Raw genomic sequence first — 16,709 nt, 5'->3', positions numbered from 1 at the left:
TTTTTATAACAGTTTTATGACTACATTCTTATGTATCTCGAAATTGAATCTGAACATGCGGCACAGCAGAAAAATACCTTTGAGCATATTCTCAATTTTCTGAAATGGGGGATGCTTTCCGCTGTTGCTATTACGTTGATGTCTTTTTTGGGCGCGCATGCCAAGCTGCCGCTAGTGTTAAAGCCCATTTTTTTCACCGTAGTTATCAGTTCCATACTGTACGTGGCGCTTACAATTGCCTTCTCACCCGTGATTAGTGCAATAATTGCTTCCATTCTGGTTTTGATTCTACGCGTCGCATCGGCAAAGAAAATGGCATCTACTGGTGAGCCATTGATAATTGGTGATATTAGTCATACTAATCATATCTCGCTGGCTCTTAAATACATAAATTTCTATGATATTGTTTCTGTAATATTGATATTGTTTATATTTATGTTTGCTATGTATGCTGCCAGGAGAAGTATATTTAATAAGGGCTGGCGGCGATACGTTTTGTTTATAATATTTGTAATGGGATTTATATTTAATTTTCATCAATTAATATTGGCGATTGCTGGTAAGGTGGAGCGATTTGGCATCCCATATTACAGTTGGGATTGGCCCTATAATTATAGATCTAACGGTTTACTTGTTCATCTTGTCCAAACTGGCAATCGGCCTCTGCCGGGAAAAATTTCTAATAACAACAGATCAGAGTTCGAGCAACTTTACGAACGTGCGGTACCTGCCGCCGACTCGCCGTCTGTTTTTATAAATATTTTATGTGAATCATGCTGGTACGATGACGGGCTTCTTGCTGATGAGTTTAGTCCTTTAAAAAAATTAGCGACGGCAGAGTTCAGAGGTGTTTCCCCGGTTTTTGGCGGTGGCACGCCGAATGCTTCCTTTGAAATAATTTCAGGGTTGCCTTCTCATAACCCAGCTGTAGCTGGTATCATCTATCAAGAATACCGCGATTTTTTTGCAAAAAGGACATCGACCCTTCCAAGCCATTTGAAAGCAAACGCTTTTAAAACTGAATCCCTTCATAACTATCTTCAGAGTTTCTGGTTTCGCGATCAGGTGGAACCGAAAATGGGGTTCTCAGTGTTCCATGGCATTGAACAAATGCTTCCCAATGAGTCGACCGGTTACCCGCGCGACAGTATTCTTTATGAACATGCTCTCAGTCGCCTTGAATCTGCTCATGGGCAGAAGATGTTTCTGCACCTCGCGACAATGTATACCCACGGGCCTTATACAGGTGATGATGCGGATAACCCGCTCGGAAGATATCGTAACAAGCTACGGGTTAGCATCGCAGACATGGCTTCGTTTATAAGGTCTGTCCAGCGCATTTATCCAGAAGCTGTGGTGCTAATTTATGGAGATCATAAACCTGCTTTGCCTGAGACACAGCCCGGACCTTCCGACGACAGGCAATGGATTGGCGATGTTCCGGTGTTGTTGGTAGACCCGAATAAAGACAGGGCATCAGAATTGCAGAGTAGGGTGAATGGGAAGCCTTTCTATTGCTTTACAACTGCAATTGCTGAACTCTACTATAAGATGAATCTACCGATTAGTAAGTACACGAACTCTATCTGCGCCAATTATGTTGGCTCAAATTATATGCAAGCTGCGGCATCCGTACCTGGATGGCTCTATACAGCTGCCATGTTCGGTGAAGAAAGATGAGTTGGGCCTAAGCCCGGGACGTCGTTAAAGACCCGTTATAGTTAAGCAAAGAATGATAATGGCAGCAACGCCGTCATGCCGCCAATGCGAGAAATATCGTAAGCGGGTAAGCCATCCCACGTATCATTAGTCGGTGTGATGGGCGATTTTCCGTATGAATCATACGGAGAGTCCTATGAATGACGATATGAATCACTCCCAGATATTTGAGATTTTGACAGCGGAACCCGTACGCCGTCGCCGCAAGCCGCGTGATTGGTCAGATGACGAGAAGGCACGGCTTGTGGCCGCGTCCTTGCAACCTGGCGCCAACGTTTCGGCGATTGCTCGGTCTGAAGGACTGGATCCCTCACAGCTTTATGGCTGGCGTCGTAAAGCGCTTGCGTCTGGTGCTGTCTCGCCAGTAACGGCGGGAACGCAAAGCCCGGTCAGCTTTGCGCGTGTTGAAACGGCTGATCACGGTTCTATTGATATTGTTATTGCTGACATGGTGGTGCGTGTCGGTTCAGCCTTTGATCCGGATCATCTGATGAAAGTCCTAAGGGCGGTTCGCAAGGCATGATCTCCAGTGGCGTGGTGGTTTATGTGTCCTGTCAGCCCGTTGACTTCCGCAAAGGAGCCGCGTCCCTTATGGCAGTTGTCCGTGATGGTGGACTCGACCCGTTCAATGGCGCACTTTACGTCTTCCGGTCGAAACGTGCAGACCGGGTCCGGATTGTGTGGTGGGATGGAAGTGGTGTTTGCCTTTATTCAAAAACGCTTGAGGATGGCGGCTTTTGCTGGCCGGGCTTGTCGACGGCAAAAATACGTCTGGACCATTCGCAGCTCATGGCTTTGTTGGCTGGAATGGACTGGAAAAAGATCCGCCCAAACAGGATAAGACGGCCTTTGTTGACGGGTTGACCACGCCTGCGGCAAGATGATTCATGATGCTGTAATGGTTGGGAAAAGGAGCGCTTTTATGCTCTACTCAGCCCCATGGATTTACCGCTTCACGATCTGCCGGACGATGTTGATGCACTGAAAGCCATGGTGCTCGCATTGGCTCGTGAGCAGGCTGCGAAAGAAGCCCGGTTGAAGGCTGCAGAGGCTGAGATCGCCCGGCTGGAAGCGGTAGAAAAGAGCGCCAACGAGCGGATTGCCAATCTGACATCCATCATGAAGGTTTTGCAGCGCACCCAGCATGGTCGCCGTTCCGAACGGTTGCGTCTTGATGTCAGCGATGAACAGGTATCGTTTGCTTTCGAGGAAGTGGAAACCGGTCTTGCGGCAATCCGTAGCGAGCTTGACGATGCGGCCAAGGGCAAGCCGAAACGGGCACCACGACCGCGCAAGGGCTTTGCCGCTCATCTCGAACGTATTGAGGAAGTCATCGAACCGGATATCCCGGCTGGTTGCGAGGACCTGGAAAAGGTTCTGATCGGCGAGGATCGCTCGGAACGGCTGGATGTCGTGCCCCCGAAGTTCCGGGTTATCGTGACGCGTCGCCCCAAATACGCATTCCGGAACCATGATGGTGTGGTTCAGGCACTTGCGCCTGCCCATATCATCGAGGGCGGTCTGCCGACAGAGCGCCTGCTCGCCTATATAGCCGTTTCCAAATACGCAGATGGCCTTCCACTTTACCGTCAGGAAGCAATCTATTTGCGCGATGGTGTTGAGATCAGCCGGAGTTTGATGGCGCAATGGATGGGGCATCTGGGCTTTGAGCTTCAGATATGCGCCGATTATATCCTGGAGCGGGTCAAGGAAGGTGAAAGGATCTTCGCCGATGAGACGACCTTGCCCACTCTGGCTCCTGGTTCGGGAAAAGCCACCAAGGCATGGCTTTGGGCTTATGCACGCGATGATCGCCCTTATGGCGGGAGCAGTCCACCAATGGTGGCCTATCGTTTTGAAGACAGTCGGGGTGCACAATGCGTGGCGCGGCATCTTGCCGGGTTCGATGGCATCCTGCAGGTGGACGGATATGGTGCCTATACGAGCATGATCAAGGCGCAGGCCAAAGCTGGGCGCAATGAACAGATAAAGCTTGCAGGCTGCTGGGCGCATCTGCGCCGCAAGTTTTACGATCTGCACGTCAGCGGGATCTCGCAGGCCGCAACGGATACGGTCATTGCCTAGAGCGAATTATGGAGGATCGAGGATGAGGTTCGCGGCAAGAATGCCGAGAGCCGCGCGGTGCAACGTCTGGAAAAATCGGCAACCATTGTCGCCAGCCTCTTTGATCTGTGGGAAAAGGAACTGGGTAAGGTCTCTGGCAAATCCAAGACCGCCGAGGCGATCCGCTATGCGCTCACCCGGCGCAAGGCGCTGGAGCGTTTCCTCACGGATGGCCGGGTTGAAATCGATAGCAACATTGTTGAACGTGCGATCAGACCGCAGACAATCACCAGAAAAAACAGTTTGTTCGCCGGAAGCGAGGGCGGTGGACGGACCTGGGCTACACTGGCCACGCTTCTTCAGACGTGCAAAATGAATGCCGTCGACCCGCTCGACTGGCTATCCCAAACCTTGAGCCGTATCGCTCAAGGTTGGCCTGTAACCGAAATCGAAGCCCTGATGCCTTGGAAATTCAAAGCTAGCGCTATCGGCTAACCGCTTACGAAATATCCCTACCTGTAACCGAAATTAAAACCCACGTGTCTTGGAACTCCAAAGGAAACGCTATCGGCTGCCCGCTTATATTTCACAAACGGCGTTTGTCCCTTTTGTCTGTTCTCTCCCCATTACTTCATAAAACGCCGTTTGCAGATGAATCGGAAATATCGAGCTAGAAATGGCAGGCAGGTAGGGCCGCGTAATGTGCAGGCGTGCAGGCGCGTCATTTCGATTTGTCGGCAACGCGTTTCAAATCGAAATAATTTGCAGTAATCCGATTCAAAATTCGAGAAGAGCGTTACCCGAGGCAATTTTCCCGATTCATCGGCAAACGCCGTTTGAAAGTAAGGCCGAAACGTATTTGGCATCTTTGTGCCTGGTGAGATTTCGGGCCGGGGCGCTTTGTTCGATGAGCACTCTTGCCTCTGTTAAAATGGGGCTTGATGTCTTGCCTGTGGATAACTTTATTCCTTGCTTTCTACCGTCCGGATTAACCGCCGACCAAAGCAGAAGCCTTACGGCTACTGGGTTTAGACGTGATTGGGGGCGATCCGAAAAAGCCGGTGATATCCGGGACTTAGATAAAAATGCTGTCTGAAGATCTTTTTTTGTTCCGGATCCTTGCAGCGCGTTGGAGATCCTGCAATAGTCACCTTGTCTGATCGATCAGACATTTCCATTCCGGTGCTCGAACACCGGAATGGAAACTAACTTAGCCTGCCAACAACAGGAGCCAAGCTTATGACGACTCTTATCGATATTCGTGCCGGATTAAAAGATCTGTGGCCAGATAATCTTATCGGCTTTGTGGCTCCTCGGCGGAAGTAATTTCCGCCTCTGACGCGTTCGGCGCTCTTTAAAGCCGATTTCCCAATTTCCCATTATGACACTCTGGTCGTGTGCGTTCGCGCGCAACGTCACGGTCTTTGCTGTCTCCAGAAACCGACGCTGCTTGCAAGGGCAAGCGCGGTCAACACTTCACGCCATTTAACTCCGGCGATTGCATCGCTCCGGAGAAGGAGGACTTATGTTTGCAGAAACCGTGATCGGCTACATCGACCTGATCGAAAACAAAATTCCGCAGCGCAGCTACCAGCGTGAAGTAAACGCGGCGCTACACCTGTCGTTATGTTTTCATATGATTGACCGCGCTCATGACAGAAGTAGCCAGAAACGAGCTTTGTCAGAGCAGATATTTCGTTATGCGCTATGGAACAAGGGCGAAAAAATCATCAGCCTTATTGAAGAAGCGGTGGTGAAAGCCAGCTTTAAGGATTTGCGCTCGTCTCATTCTATGCCACTGACACGCGATACTTTTAATAACGTCATCGAGTCTGTTGCGTCGAAATCCCCCGCAGAGGAAAACGATACAAATCGGAGAGCCCTGGAACTCCCGGCAGACCCTTACGCGTTCGAATTGATAGTCTATGAACAAGAGCGTAGGCGCTTGCGTGTGTTCAGTCTGATTTACGGGATCAGCGCCCATAAAAGGGCTCTGGATCAGTGGCGCATTGAAGCATCGAATACCTCAGCATTGTGGGGACGGCTGGCGCAACAATATTATGGCGCTGATATTGATCACTACGATTTCGCGCTGATCGATCCGCTGCTGAGCGAAAGCCAACGTGAGGATGGGATATGGGCGCTATCTGATCTTGACCGACTGATCGACGCTCCGGGTATCGCGGAAAAAGTAATGGATGTGCAAAAAGCGCTTCGTGAAGAGCTCATTATTTGGCTCGGCGACACATTCGCGGAAACTGAAGCTGAGCAAGCGCGTCTGATAGATGAAAAGATCGCGAAGATTGCAGTCGAAGCGCTCGACCAGATGCCTGTGCCGAAGATCCAGATTTTGACGCCGGATAATGGCGTTGAGCCGACGTGAGCCAATCAGTTGATGCCTCGTGCGACGCTTATGAAACTGCGTGTCACGGACTTATCCGTTATATAGCAGCGTGGACGTTTGCTGCGATGCAGACCAACAGGGGTACCGGTATTCTCAACGGCGAGCTAACGGACAACCGATGAGAACGAAGGCTATAGCAAAATAGACCAGGTAGCAGAGCATCTTCTGCCCAGATATCAGGGTGGATGCCTTTGTTGCGCTGAACAGTTCAGCCTTTGCTCTCAATAACATTCAAATGCGTGGAAATCAGGAAACGCCAATCCCCGGGCGCGTTGTTGCGCGCCCGAACGATCCCTCATTTTTCATACATCAGGAACACAGTGCGATGGTTACAATCAAAGACGGAAAATACAATCGCGAACAGCTCGAACTTGAAATCAGGATGCTAAAATCTCTGGTCGATGATCTCGAGCGGATATTCCAGGGTGATTATCCGGATGAACGGACACTGGCAAATTCGCCAGCAATCACAAGCTGGAAGCTGAGCAAACGACCGGCGACATGTCTCGAAGGCGTATTATTCGAACATCCTCGTCTTGGTTACATCGTGCCGAATGGCATCACGTCCGAGCTGTGGCTTCTGGATCTCGACAGAAATTATGCCCGCACCTTCAGCCGCTTTTATCGGCTTGGCCAAAAAGACATCGGCCACTGAGAAAGAATGAAGCTGATCAGACAGCACAATATCAACCGACATGCAGTCGGTATCGGCGTCTCTGCACGTCTGCCAGAGACGCGGGTGCCTGTCTTGGAAAACCGGACACGAAAACGGCTTCGATAATACGGATAGGAATAAGGGGAGAATGGCATGAAGCTCTGGATCTGGTCTGATGTGCATAATGAACTGCAGGATGTTGCCTATCCACCACGGGAAAAAGCACCGGATTGCGATATGATCATGATTGCCGGTGACCTCAATGCGGCGCCAGATCTACACATAACGCTGGAATTCCTGATCAGGCGCTACGAAAAGCCGATTATCTATGTTCCCGGCAATCACGAGTTCTATCAGAACAAGTGGCTTATAGGTGATCGGGATCGTTCGCTGGAAAGCGACAGGCAGACCATCAAGGCAATCGAAATTCTTTCTCTGCAATGGCCGCAGCGGTTTTATTGTCTCGACGCTGATACGGTGATTATCGACAATACGCGCTTCATCGGCGCAAGCCTATGGGTCGATTTCGAGATGAAACTCGTCGCGAAGTCTGACCTACGACAGCGAATGTTGATGGCGCGTCAGATGCTCAACGATTTTCATGCAATCTACATGCAGGATGGTAATCAGTTCACGCCTGAGAATATGCTGGATCTGCATCGATTAGATGCGGCCTATATTCGACAAAAGCTGGTAGAACCATTTGATGGCTGCACCGTAGTGCTGACCCATCACATGCCGCACCCCGATTGCACGCCGCCCGTCTATGTGGGGCAAGACGCAAATTTCCTGTTCGCCTGTGGTGCAGAAGCCTTCAATGACATCCTTCTTTCCGACCAAGCCCCGGATTTGTGGATCTGCGGCCATACGCACCATGCGTTCGACGTTCAGATCGGCCAAAGCCGCATTGTCTGCAATCCTTACGGTTACCGATGGGAGCAGGGCAGAAACGGCTTTCGGTGGGACTTGGCCATCGACACCGAATCGGTTCGCGTCAAATATCGCTGAAAGCTCGAAAGTTGAAGAGCTACATATTTCGAACTGCTCCCCCGGGCAGGGGATCCTAATCAAAACGATTGAAGAATGTTTATTTTAACCGCAAGGTAGTGCGACGAGGGAGCTGAATAAGGCTTAACGCCCCAAAACCACCGTATTCGGTGGTAACCAAGCAGTTGACTTAGGAGAGCTATTTCTTCAATTACGCTACAAGGCAATTGTAAAAGTTTGTTCGAGGAAGTGGCAACCGTGACAAATAGAAGATTGGTCCAGATAAAATCATGAGTACCGACATTTTTACAGCGAATGCGGCCCATGAGGCTGTAATCGTCGAGCCAACGAAAGGAGTTAAGGTCGCTCTTCGCGATATTTCAGAGGCTCTATTAAAATATCGGTTGGCTTTGATTTTTGGATGGCAGGATGTGGCGCAGCGCTATCGTCGCTCCCGTGTCGGTGCATTCTGGCTGACCTTGAATATGGCTGTATTCATCGGTGCGCTTGGTTTGATTTTTGGAACGCTTTTTCAAAGCGAGATGCGTGAGTTTCTGCCGTATCTTTGTGCTGGCGTTATTACTTGGGGCTTTATCTCAACGTGTCTGAGTGAGGGGTGCACAACGTTTACCTCTTCAGACGGAATAATTCTACAAGTTAGAATGCCATTATTTACCCATGTTATGCGGGCAGTGTGGAGAAATGTGATAATATTCGCCCATAATATTGTTATTTTTCCAGTTCTTCTTCTTATTTTGGGTAAAATGATCAGCTTCAGCGCGCTTTGGGCCATTCCTGGTTTTCTCCTGTTGTGCTTAAACCTGTCATGGATGATGCTCATTCTGGCTACTTTGTGCGCTAGATTCCGCGACATGACCCAAGTTGTAACAAATATTCTACAAGTGTTGTTCTACGCTACGCCTATCATGTGGATGGTTAAGATTCTACCTGATCATGTCTCCCGGGCATTCATTGAATTGAACCCATTTTATCACTTTATAGAACTTGTAAGGGCTCCACTATTCGGCTCTCCGCCATCCTCGCTTGATTGGCTATTTGGGGCTGCATGCGCGATAATCGGCTGGATCGTCGCAGTTGTGTTTTTCGGGCGGTATCGTTGGCGCGTAGCGTATTGGTTGTAGGAAATGAGTTTAATTCATCTTCAGAATGTGAGTGTCGAATTCCCTATTTACAATTCGACAAGCCGTTCGCTCAAGAACAGGGTTCTTAGCATCGCGACAGGTGGAAAAATCGAGCGACGAAGTGATCGTCTGGTGATTGTGCGTGGCCTTGATGATGTATCTATGACGTTCAGGGATGGAGATCGCATTGGACTGATCGGTCACAACGGATCGGGAAAGACGACTCTACTGCGTGTCTTGTCGGGTATTTATACGCCTACACATGGAAGTTCAGTGATTAATGGCCACTGTGTGTCTTTGATCAATATCAACTTGGGAATAGATCCGGATGCCACAGGGCGGGAAAATATTCGTCTCCGCTCTGCAATGATGGGTATGCCACCTGAGGAGGTTGCCGAGAAGTTCGACCAGATAGCGGAGTTTTCGGGACTTGGAGAGTTCTTGGATGTTCCGTTCCGCACTTATTCGTCTGGTATGCAGTTACGGCTTGCATTTGCAACTTCAACGGCTGTTAGACCAGAAATTCTGATAATGGATGAATGGCTTTCAACTGGTGACGAGGATTTTAAAGATCGCGCGAATGCGCGAATGCGTGATCTGGTCGATTCTACTAAAATACTCGTTCTCGCAAGCCATTCAAAAGATTTGATGGAAAAGAACTGTAATAGAATCATCTGGCTCGAACATGGGCGAGTTAAAATGGATGGATCTCCTGGTGAGGTGCTGACGACTTATTTTGGTGGATGACAGAATGAAGCTATCTATTGGAACGTGAAGGCCGGTTGAACGAATGGTCTGTGGGGCCACCGTCGATCTTAGGGGGGCGAGCTGATCTTTCGTACTGTTGTGAGGTTATTGAGTAGCCATGCCAAAACTTGCCAGCCGCTTTAGGCAGTTGACTAACGCGTTTCGCTATCTGGCTCGCGGGGATGTTTCAGGACTGTTTAAACGCCTGAAATGGTACGGGCGCGAATATCATCATGTGAAATTCCGTAAGCGGATCGCAAATGGAAATGGCATCGTTTGGGGGATTCTGTGTACGCCGCACACCCTTTTCATCGCTCGGGCGATATCTGAGCGTCTAGCAAGTCACGGGATCGAAAGCGAAATCGTAACATACTCTTTAAAGAGTTATGATCACGATTTTTATATAATTCTATGTGCGCAGATGTTTAAGCGCCTTCCGCCAGCAAGTAAACGTATGATCTTTCAGCTTGAGCAGTCGGTAGATTCAAGATGGTTTACTTCACAATATATGAATATATTAAAAGAATCACTGGGAGTAATTGAATATTCTTTAACAAATATTGATTTTTTGGCTCAAAATGGGTTGAGATATCCAGATGTGCATTATCTGCCTATTGGTGCTTCGCCGAATGAGACTGTTGCGGGTAGCGCAAAGTCCAAAAAATATGACTTTGTATTTTATGGCGATAGCTTAAGTAGCGAGAGACGGCGCAGGTTTCTAGAGAAGCTGCAGGAAAAATATAGCGTAAAAATATGTAACGATCTGTTTGGTAATGAACTTTATGCTGTTATCCAAGAAGCTCGAGCTGTTATTAATATTCATTACTATGAGGGTGCTTTGTTAGAAATGCCTCGTATATGCGAGTGTATTTCTTTAGGTATTCCGGTTCTTTCCGAGGGAACATCAGATCAGAACGAATATCCTGAACTTGAAGGTGCGGTAAAATTTTTCAAGGAAGGGTCAATTGATGATATGATTATCGCTGCGTCTGAGATGCTCAGTAATTTGGAAGCTACAAATAAAGCCCTTGAATCCGCTGTTTCTGTGAGCGCTGCACGTTTCAATTTTATGATGGATCGCTTTCTGGCGGCAATTGGAGTGGTTCCAGCCAATGTTATTCTCAATCGGCCAATTTATGTTGCCCGAAAGAGTGATTTTTTAGCGCTTTCGCTGCCGGAAACAATAGAACGGCGCAGAATGATAGGTCAGTCGCTTCCGGATGGTTGTGAACTATTCGATGGCATTCGTCATAGTTCTAGTTGGATTGGCTGCGGAAGCAGTTTTAGTGCGTTGTCACGATATGCTCTCGCAAATGATATAGCCAAGATGACAGTCATTGAAGATGACGTTGATCTTCCAGAGAATTTCAATGTTATCTTTCATGAAGTCAATGAATATCTCAATGCGCGTAATTCAGATTGGGATATATTTTCCGGTTTGATGGCAGATGTTCATCCTGATACGAAGATTCTCGCTGTTGAGCATGTTGGTGATCGTACTTACGTTACCATCGACAAGATGATGAGTTGCGTTTTTAATATATATAATAAAAGCGCTCTGGAAATTTTATCGCGATGGGATCCGCTCGATACGGATGTCGTCACAAATACAATTGATAAGTATTTAGAGCGCTGTGAAGGTATTCGAGTTGTTTTGGCCTTGCCATTTCTTGCTGGTCATACGGAGAACGTGACGTCAACGCTTTGGGGCTTTGAAAACGGGCGTTATACTCCAATGATCGCCGCTGCAGAGCGGAAGATTGAAGCCTTGGTTCAAGAATGGGACCGTACGCAAACACTGTGATATAGCGATCACAACCGTGAGTTGGCCTGCGTTGGCTCAAGCCATTATCTGCGTTGACTTCGCTCCGTCGACTTGCCAGAACAGATATGAACCGGACAGCTCTACAACGTCGTGTAATTGACGGTTTAGCATCCATTTATATGAGCCCGTGGACACAACGAGCATAATTATGCATAGCGAAGAAGACCGTAAAAAGTTACTAGATGTGATTGAAAGGCTGAATGTCGGCGATGAGTACTTTTGGGTGCCTGATAGACTGGTGCCGTTCGAACATTGGGTCGGTCACATTCCGTTTATCTTTTGGTTGATGAAAGTGTCCAAGCCGGCAAGGTCCGTTGAACTGGGGACTCATAGCGGAAATTCTTATTGCGCAATGTGTCAAGCTGTATCAACACTTCAAATTGGCTCTGTTGGTACTGCGGTTGATACTTGGCTTGGCGATATTCATATGGAACGGGAAGATGGCCTGTTCGAAGACATTCGCGATTACCATGATCCGAGGTATTCTACATTTTCAACACTTCTGCGGGCCACGTTCGATCAGGCGCGTCCTTACTTCGGTGAGGCCTCTATCGATTTGTTACATATCGATGGAACCCACACATATGAAGCCGTAAAGAATGATTTCGAAACTTGGAAATCCGCAATGTCCGACCGTGGAATTGTATTATTCCACGACACTGAGGTTCGTCGAGACGATTTTGGTGTCTGGAAGTTATGGGACGAGCTTAGCGGTCAGTACCCATCGTTCGGTTTTCAGCATAGTAATGGGCTCGGGGTAATTGCAGTTGGAGAGAATTTAGTACCGGAGGTAAGGGCACTATTTGAATCTGCAAATCACCTCAGTGTCAGGGCGCAAATACTTAAGTTGTTCTCAACGCGTGGCGCAGCGTTTATTGATCAGGTTGTTCATGAGCGTGTTAAAAGAGCATCTGAGGAACAAATAGCATCGTTGAATTCGTTAGTGGAGGCGCAGCGCGCGGATATTGAATATCATAGGGAGACCATTGAGAGGCTGAGTACCCAAGTTTATTATCAGTCCGTTGCCCGAGCAAAGGCGGAGAAAGCGCTCGCGGATATTTTGACTAGTACATCTTGGCTTTTGACGGGACCAGTTCGGAATGTGCTTACACGTTATCCTAAATTGTCTCGGCTTGGTCGCGTAACAGTCAAGGGTAGCTGGTGGGCGCTGACCGGACAGCTACCAGCAAAAATGCGGGCAAGACGAGCGTTCTTCGAATCCGCAAACAAGGCGCCAGTAGTTGAAGAGACCGCCGAGGTTACGCCGGAAATACGGTATATTCCACACTACATAGATCCGAATCCTCACAAACGAACACTGCCAAAGTACAACGATGCACTTAAATTAGCGGTGCATGTTCACTTGGAAAATGGCGAGGCTATTAACCTTGCCTTTGAGCAGTTAAGAAACGTGCCTGTTAAATTCGATTTATTTCTTTCAATAGACGATCTGGAAGATGTTGTCGATATTCGGAATCGTTGTGTCTCTTCACTTAATCTCGTATCCGATGTTTATGTGGAACCGGGTCCAAGCTGGGGATTTCACCTCGCGGGAATGGTTGAGAAATTTGGAACGAGACTGTGCCAATACGACATAGTTGGTCATTTCCATCTAGCGAAATCATTCCCGACCCGGGGGGGTACAGCGGAGATAGATACGCTTTTGGGTGGCAATAATGATGACAAGCATACGGTTGGACAAATCTTTGAACTTCTGCAAACGAGAGCCAAAGCTGTATTTACGGAAGAGATAAACGATCCGTCGTTAGAACGTGATGATGCGGAGATTAATGTAGAATCTGTTGTACGTATCGTAGAACGTTACTCAGGTGTTCCGTATCATGCCGATGACGTATATTTCTCGCGGTGCTCGGGCTTTTGGGCGAATGTTGAGGCTATTCGCGAGTTTCTGGAATTTCCAATTACATCCGAAGACCTGACATCCGATGGGATTACAAGCGATGTAACGATAGCGGCTGCACTGGATCGGCTCTTGCATGTAGCGATTGATCGTACGGAGGGAGATATTGTCTGTTTGTACAGAACAGACAGTGTCAAGGATTATCGCTTCTACGAGAATCAGGAAGATTTCACATCTCTTGTTGAAAACTCCGACGTGAAGGTGCTGTCATATTATCTTCCTCAGTTTCATCCTACACCAGAGAATGACGAGTGGCATGGAAAAGGTTTTACCGAGTGGACAAAAGTGAGGGCAACAAACCCTCTTTTTGAGGGGCATTACCAACAGCATATTCCCCATTCAGACGTTGGTTATTATTATCTAGATAGCGCAGATACCCTACGGTTACAAGCAGATCAGATGAATAAATCTGGTGTTTACGGGCAGATATTTTATCATTATTGGTTTGGGGGCAGACTTATTCTCGAAGAGCCTGTTCGAATGCTGTTGAATAATAAAGATATTCCAATGCGATTCTGCTTTTGCTGGGCGAATGAGAATTGGACAAAACGATGGGATGGCAACGAAAGTGAGATTCTCTTGGGGCAAAATTACTCACCCCAAGATGCCGAAGCATTCATTCGATATCTTATTCCGTTCTTTAGGGATGAGCGATATATAAATGTCGATGGTCGCCCAGTATTGTTTGTTTATCGACCATCTCATATAGATTCCGCAAAAGACTATGTTGCGATATGGCGTAAGATCTGTGTTGAAGCAGGTCTAAAGGAACCTTATGTCGTTGCAGTCCTAACAAGAGGTGCTACAAACCCCGCTGAGTTTGATATGGATGCAGGTGTCGAGCGCGTTCTTCACGATTGGACTGATGGCTCTGTGCCGGAAATGAAGCATACGCTAAATCAATATGTGCCAATGAAGGGCAGCGTTCTTAGTTATCCTAAAGTTGCCGAGTTCTATGGTTCTCAATTAGATGCAAAGGATTTCACATATCTCCGTTCGGTAGTGCCTATGTGGGACAACACTCCTCGCTACAACGATGCGGGGATTATGCTCCATGGCGGTACACCGCAGGATTTTCAATCTTGGCTCGAAGATTCTATTGGCTTCAGTCGTAAACATTTGCCGCTTGAAGAGCGTTTTGTGGTTGTGAATGCATGGAACGAATGGGCGGAAGGGGCTCATTTGGAGCCGGATACCCGACATGGGTATGCCTACCTTAATTCCATCGGTCGTGCATTGGTAGGAAAAAGCTACTCAAGTACTTTGAATGAAGAGGCTGATTTTGACCCGACCACCAGTGTCGTTTTATCGATCTCTGATTTAGTAGTAGATGACCTCAGAAAAGATCCAGTACTTCTTGAAAAATTTGTCTGGTGTATCAACAATTCCACTATCTTCGATAAGGCTCAGGTATCAATTTCATCCTCGAAAATAACTGATTATATTGAACATAAAACACGGCCAGTACCCTCCAATCCTGATTTTATTGTAGAAATTCGTTCGACCTGTTTGTTCGAAAAATTTGCAATTGAGTTATTGATACGAACGGCGAATAAAACTCGCGCGAAGGTTATTCCTAACTTCTATGGAGATGATGATCAACCAGTGCAATTGACGGCAAACGGTTCTGTTGAAGTTAACTCTGCAGCCAGAAGTCCTATTATCGTAATTCCGCAGGATGCGCGCAACGTGTTCACTAATGTTAGGATGAGGACGGACGCTCGTTGTTTTTTCTCGTGGCCAAGCTCGGTGTCATTGGATGCCCGCCCTGCAGTGACAACTATAATTCGAGTTCATAATTCAGCTGCTCCGTCAGAATTGCGTAACGCCCTTTATTCACTGTTTGCTATCGTTGGTTGTGATATTGTGCCACTTATTGTGACCCAAGACTTTACTCAGGTAAAGAAAAAAGAACTTGAACTAATTCTTGCGGAGTTTAGATCGAATGATCACTTTCAAGCTAAGGTGATTCATTTTTATTCACCTGACGGCAAAAGCGATATACGTTCGAAGTTACTTAACGAAGGGCTCCGAGCTGCTGATACGCGATATGCAGCGTTCCTAGATTATGACGATTTATTGCTACCAATTGCGTACGAGTGGCTTATCGACCGGCTTCAAAGGACCGGAAAGGCAATTAGCTTTGGTCGCGTATATACCGCGCGCTATGATACCAAACAGAATCTGATGTTTGAGCGTTTAAAGAACTTCGAGTATGGTTACTCGTATGAGGAATTCATAAATAATAATCATGCACCGCTTCACAGTTTCATAATTGACTTAGAAAAGATTGATATATCGATGGTTAAATATTTTGACAATCATAAATATATGGAGGATTACTATCTAACTCTTCAGATTGTCACAAAGGAAAATACTGATTGGGATGGTTTGAGATTAAACAAATATATTGGTGATTATGTACATGCTACCAACAGAAGGCATACATTGGCGATTTCGTGCGATAGAGAGAGGTCGTTACTCGCACAGAACGAAGAGTATTTGATCTGCAGGCAACGTATTCTTGATCTGCGGAATGAGTTGATCTGTAGACAGAACTCCGTTTGACATTGAGCGCTAGATCAACGGATTAAGTGCTGAAGAACGCGTGAAAGTTCGACAGGAGGAGAGCAAGCCGTTGTTCGAGGATATGTTGCGCCGTCTCTGTCCCATTGATTTTGGGTTTGCGCTTGAACTTTTGTTAGCGTCCGGTGAGTGGATTTTGCTGACGGGGCCTTTTGGGGGATGTTCTGGCATTAGAACCAGCATTAGTGCTGGCATTATTATCAGAACTTATACCAAAGCGCATAAAGTTTGACTCAAATGGGGCTTCCACTGTGCACCGTTTTGTGATTCCTCCGTATGCGCCGTCTCCGTCCCATTGATTTTGGGCATTTTGGGTGAGTTAGGTTTCTGCCAGAAGGTTTTCAGCAATAGCAGGAGAATCTGATGGTAGATGGTGGCGATGGATTTGTGGGGCGGCTGGATATTGTCGATCCTCGCCGAGGCTACCGACACTGGTCGACGGAGATGAAAGCGCGGATTGTCGCTGAGAGTCTTCATCCTGGCGTTCGGGTTGTGGAAGTCGCACAACGCTATGATCTGAGTACGCATACGGACAAGACCGCAGGACTACGTTGCTCTCGCGTGATATGGTTGCGTGATGGAGATAGATGAGGACAAAATCGACGATACAGTTCTGGTCCTGTTGTGGCTGACGCTGCATAACGAGCGTAGTGCCTGGA

General features: G+C 47.5%; 10 protein-coding genes and 3 pseudogenes. All 13 read left to right on the top strand.

Annotation, left to right across the window (positions count from 1 at the left end; genetic code table 11):
* Nucleotides 1-30 precede the first annotated feature (30 nt).
* Nucleotides 31-1,680 carry a sulfatase-like hydrolase/transferase gene (locus FG152_RS24840; protein ID WP_498989063.1) on the top strand — a complete coding sequence of 550 codons (1,650 nt, stop codon included), beginning with the start codon at nucleotides 31-33 and terminating at the stop codon, nucleotides 1,678-1,680.
* 175 nt (nucleotides 1,681-1,855) lie between these two features.
* The gene (locus FG152_RS24835; RefSeq protein WP_454068168.1) at nucleotides 1,856-2,242 is read left to right on the top strand and encodes a transposase; all 387 of its coding nucleotides are present in this window, start codon (nucleotides 1,856-1,858) and stop codon (nucleotides 2,240-2,242) included.
* Nucleotides 2,239-2,583 (top strand): IS66 family insertion sequence element accessory protein TnpB, encoded by a 345-nt coding sequence (gene tnpB, locus FG152_RS24830; protein WP_498989058.1) that lies wholly within the window; start codon nucleotides 2,239-2,241, stop codon nucleotides 2,581-2,583. Before FG152_RS24835 ends, tnpB begins: the two co-directional genes overlap by 4 nt.
* Before the next feature lie 75 nt (nucleotides 2,584-2,658).
* A pseudogene (gene tnpC / locus FG152_RS24825) lies at nucleotides 2,659-4,278 on the top strand (IS66 family transposase).
* A 1,030-nt stretch (nucleotides 4,279-5,308) separates the two neighbouring features.
* Complete coding sequence (locus FG152_RS24820; RefSeq protein ID WP_498989056.1) at nucleotides 5,309-6,166, top strand: hypothetical protein; 858 nt, start codon at nucleotides 5,309-5,311, stop codon at nucleotides 6,164-6,166.
* 346 nt (nucleotides 6,167-6,512) lie between these two features.
* Nucleotides 6,513-6,842, top strand: a complete 330-nt coding sequence (locus FG152_RS24815) for a DUF6634 family protein (RefSeq protein ID WP_498989053.1) — start codon at nucleotides 6,513-6,515, stop codon at nucleotides 6,840-6,842.
* A gap of 153 nt (nucleotides 6,843-6,995) precedes the next feature.
* Entirely contained in the window at nucleotides 6,996-7,850 is an 855-nt protein-coding gene (locus FG152_RS24810) for a metallophosphoesterase (RefSeq protein ID WP_498989051.1), read from the top strand.
* Nucleotides 7,851-8,119: 269 nt separating this feature from the next.
* The gene (locus FG152_RS24805) at nucleotides 8,120-8,971 is read left to right on the top strand and encodes an ABC transporter permease (protein WP_498989048.1); all 852 of its coding nucleotides are present in this window, start codon (nucleotides 8,120-8,122) and stop codon (nucleotides 8,969-8,971) included.
* A 3-nt stretch (nucleotides 8,972-8,974) separates the two neighbouring features.
* Nucleotides 8,975-9,718 carry an ABC transporter ATP-binding protein gene (locus FG152_RS24800; protein WP_498989045.1) on the top strand — a complete coding sequence of 248 codons (744 nt, stop codon included), beginning with the start codon at nucleotides 8,975-8,977 and terminating at the stop codon, nucleotides 9,716-9,718.
* Nucleotides 9,719-9,836: 118 nt separating this feature from the next.
* Nucleotides 9,837-11,522 carry a methyltransferase type 11 gene (locus FG152_RS24795; protein WP_498989042.1) on the top strand — a complete coding sequence of 562 codons (1,686 nt, stop codon included), beginning with the start codon at nucleotides 9,837-9,839 and terminating at the stop codon, nucleotides 11,520-11,522.
* A 169-nt stretch (nucleotides 11,523-11,691) separates the two neighbouring features.
* Nucleotides 11,692-16,032, top strand: a complete 4,341-nt coding sequence (locus FG152_RS24790) for a glycoside hydrolase family 99-like domain-containing protein (protein ID WP_498989039.1) — start codon at nucleotides 11,692-11,694, stop codon at nucleotides 16,030-16,032.
* 381 nt (nucleotides 16,033-16,413) lie between these two features.
* Nucleotides 16,414-16,578: pseudogene (locus tag FG152_RS24785) on the top strand (transposase); the annotation flags it as partial.
* Between the two features lie 49 nt (nucleotides 16,579-16,627).
* A pseudogene (locus FG152_RS24780) lies at nucleotides 16,628-16,709 on the top strand (DUF6429 family protein); the annotation flags it as partial.

Origin of the sequence: Ochrobactrum sp. XJ1 (assembly GCF_024701725.1) — a bacterium.
GTDB classification, from domain to species: Bacteria; Pseudomonadota; Alphaproteobacteria; order Rhizobiales; family Rhizobiaceae; genus Brucella; species Brucella anthropi.
This window is presented reverse-complemented; position numbering and strand designations above follow the sequence as displayed.

What these genes read in the sequence shown, in the direction of transcription:
- FG152_RS24840 (WP_498989063.1), top strand. Translation starts at nt 31, where the DNA reads ATGTATCTCGAAATTGAATCTGAACATGCGGCACAGCAGAAAAATACC.
- FG152_RS24835 (WP_454068168.1), top strand. Translation starts at nt 1,856, where the DNA reads ATGAATGACGATATGAATCACTCCCAGATATTTGAGATTTTGACAGCG.
- tnpB (WP_498989058.1), top strand. Translation starts at nt 2,239, where the DNA reads ATGATCTCCAGTGGCGTGGTGGTTTATGTGTCCTGTCAGCCCGTTGAC.
- FG152_RS24820 (WP_498989056.1), top strand. Translation starts at nt 5,309, where the DNA reads ATGTTTGCAGAAACCGTGATCGGCTACATCGACCTGATCGAAAACAAA.
- FG152_RS24815 (WP_498989053.1), top strand. Translation starts at nt 6,513, where the DNA reads ATGGTTACAATCAAAGACGGAAAATACAATCGCGAACAGCTCGAACTT.
- FG152_RS24810 (WP_498989051.1), top strand. Translation starts at nt 6,996, where the DNA reads ATGAAGCTCTGGATCTGGTCTGATGTGCATAATGAACTGCAGGATGTT.
- FG152_RS24805 (WP_498989048.1), top strand. Translation starts at nt 8,120, where the DNA reads ATGAGTACCGACATTTTTACAGCGAATGCGGCCCATGAGGCTGTAATC.
- FG152_RS24800 (WP_498989045.1), top strand. Translation starts at nt 8,975, where the DNA reads ATGAGTTTAATTCATCTTCAGAATGTGAGTGTCGAATTCCCTATTTAC.
- FG152_RS24795 (WP_498989042.1), top strand. Translation starts at nt 9,837, where the DNA reads ATGCCAAAACTTGCCAGCCGCTTTAGGCAGTTGACTAACGCGTTTCGC.
- FG152_RS24790 (WP_498989039.1), top strand. Translation starts at nt 11,692, where the DNA reads ATGCATAGCGAAGAAGACCGTAAAAAGTTACTAGATGTGATTGAAAGG.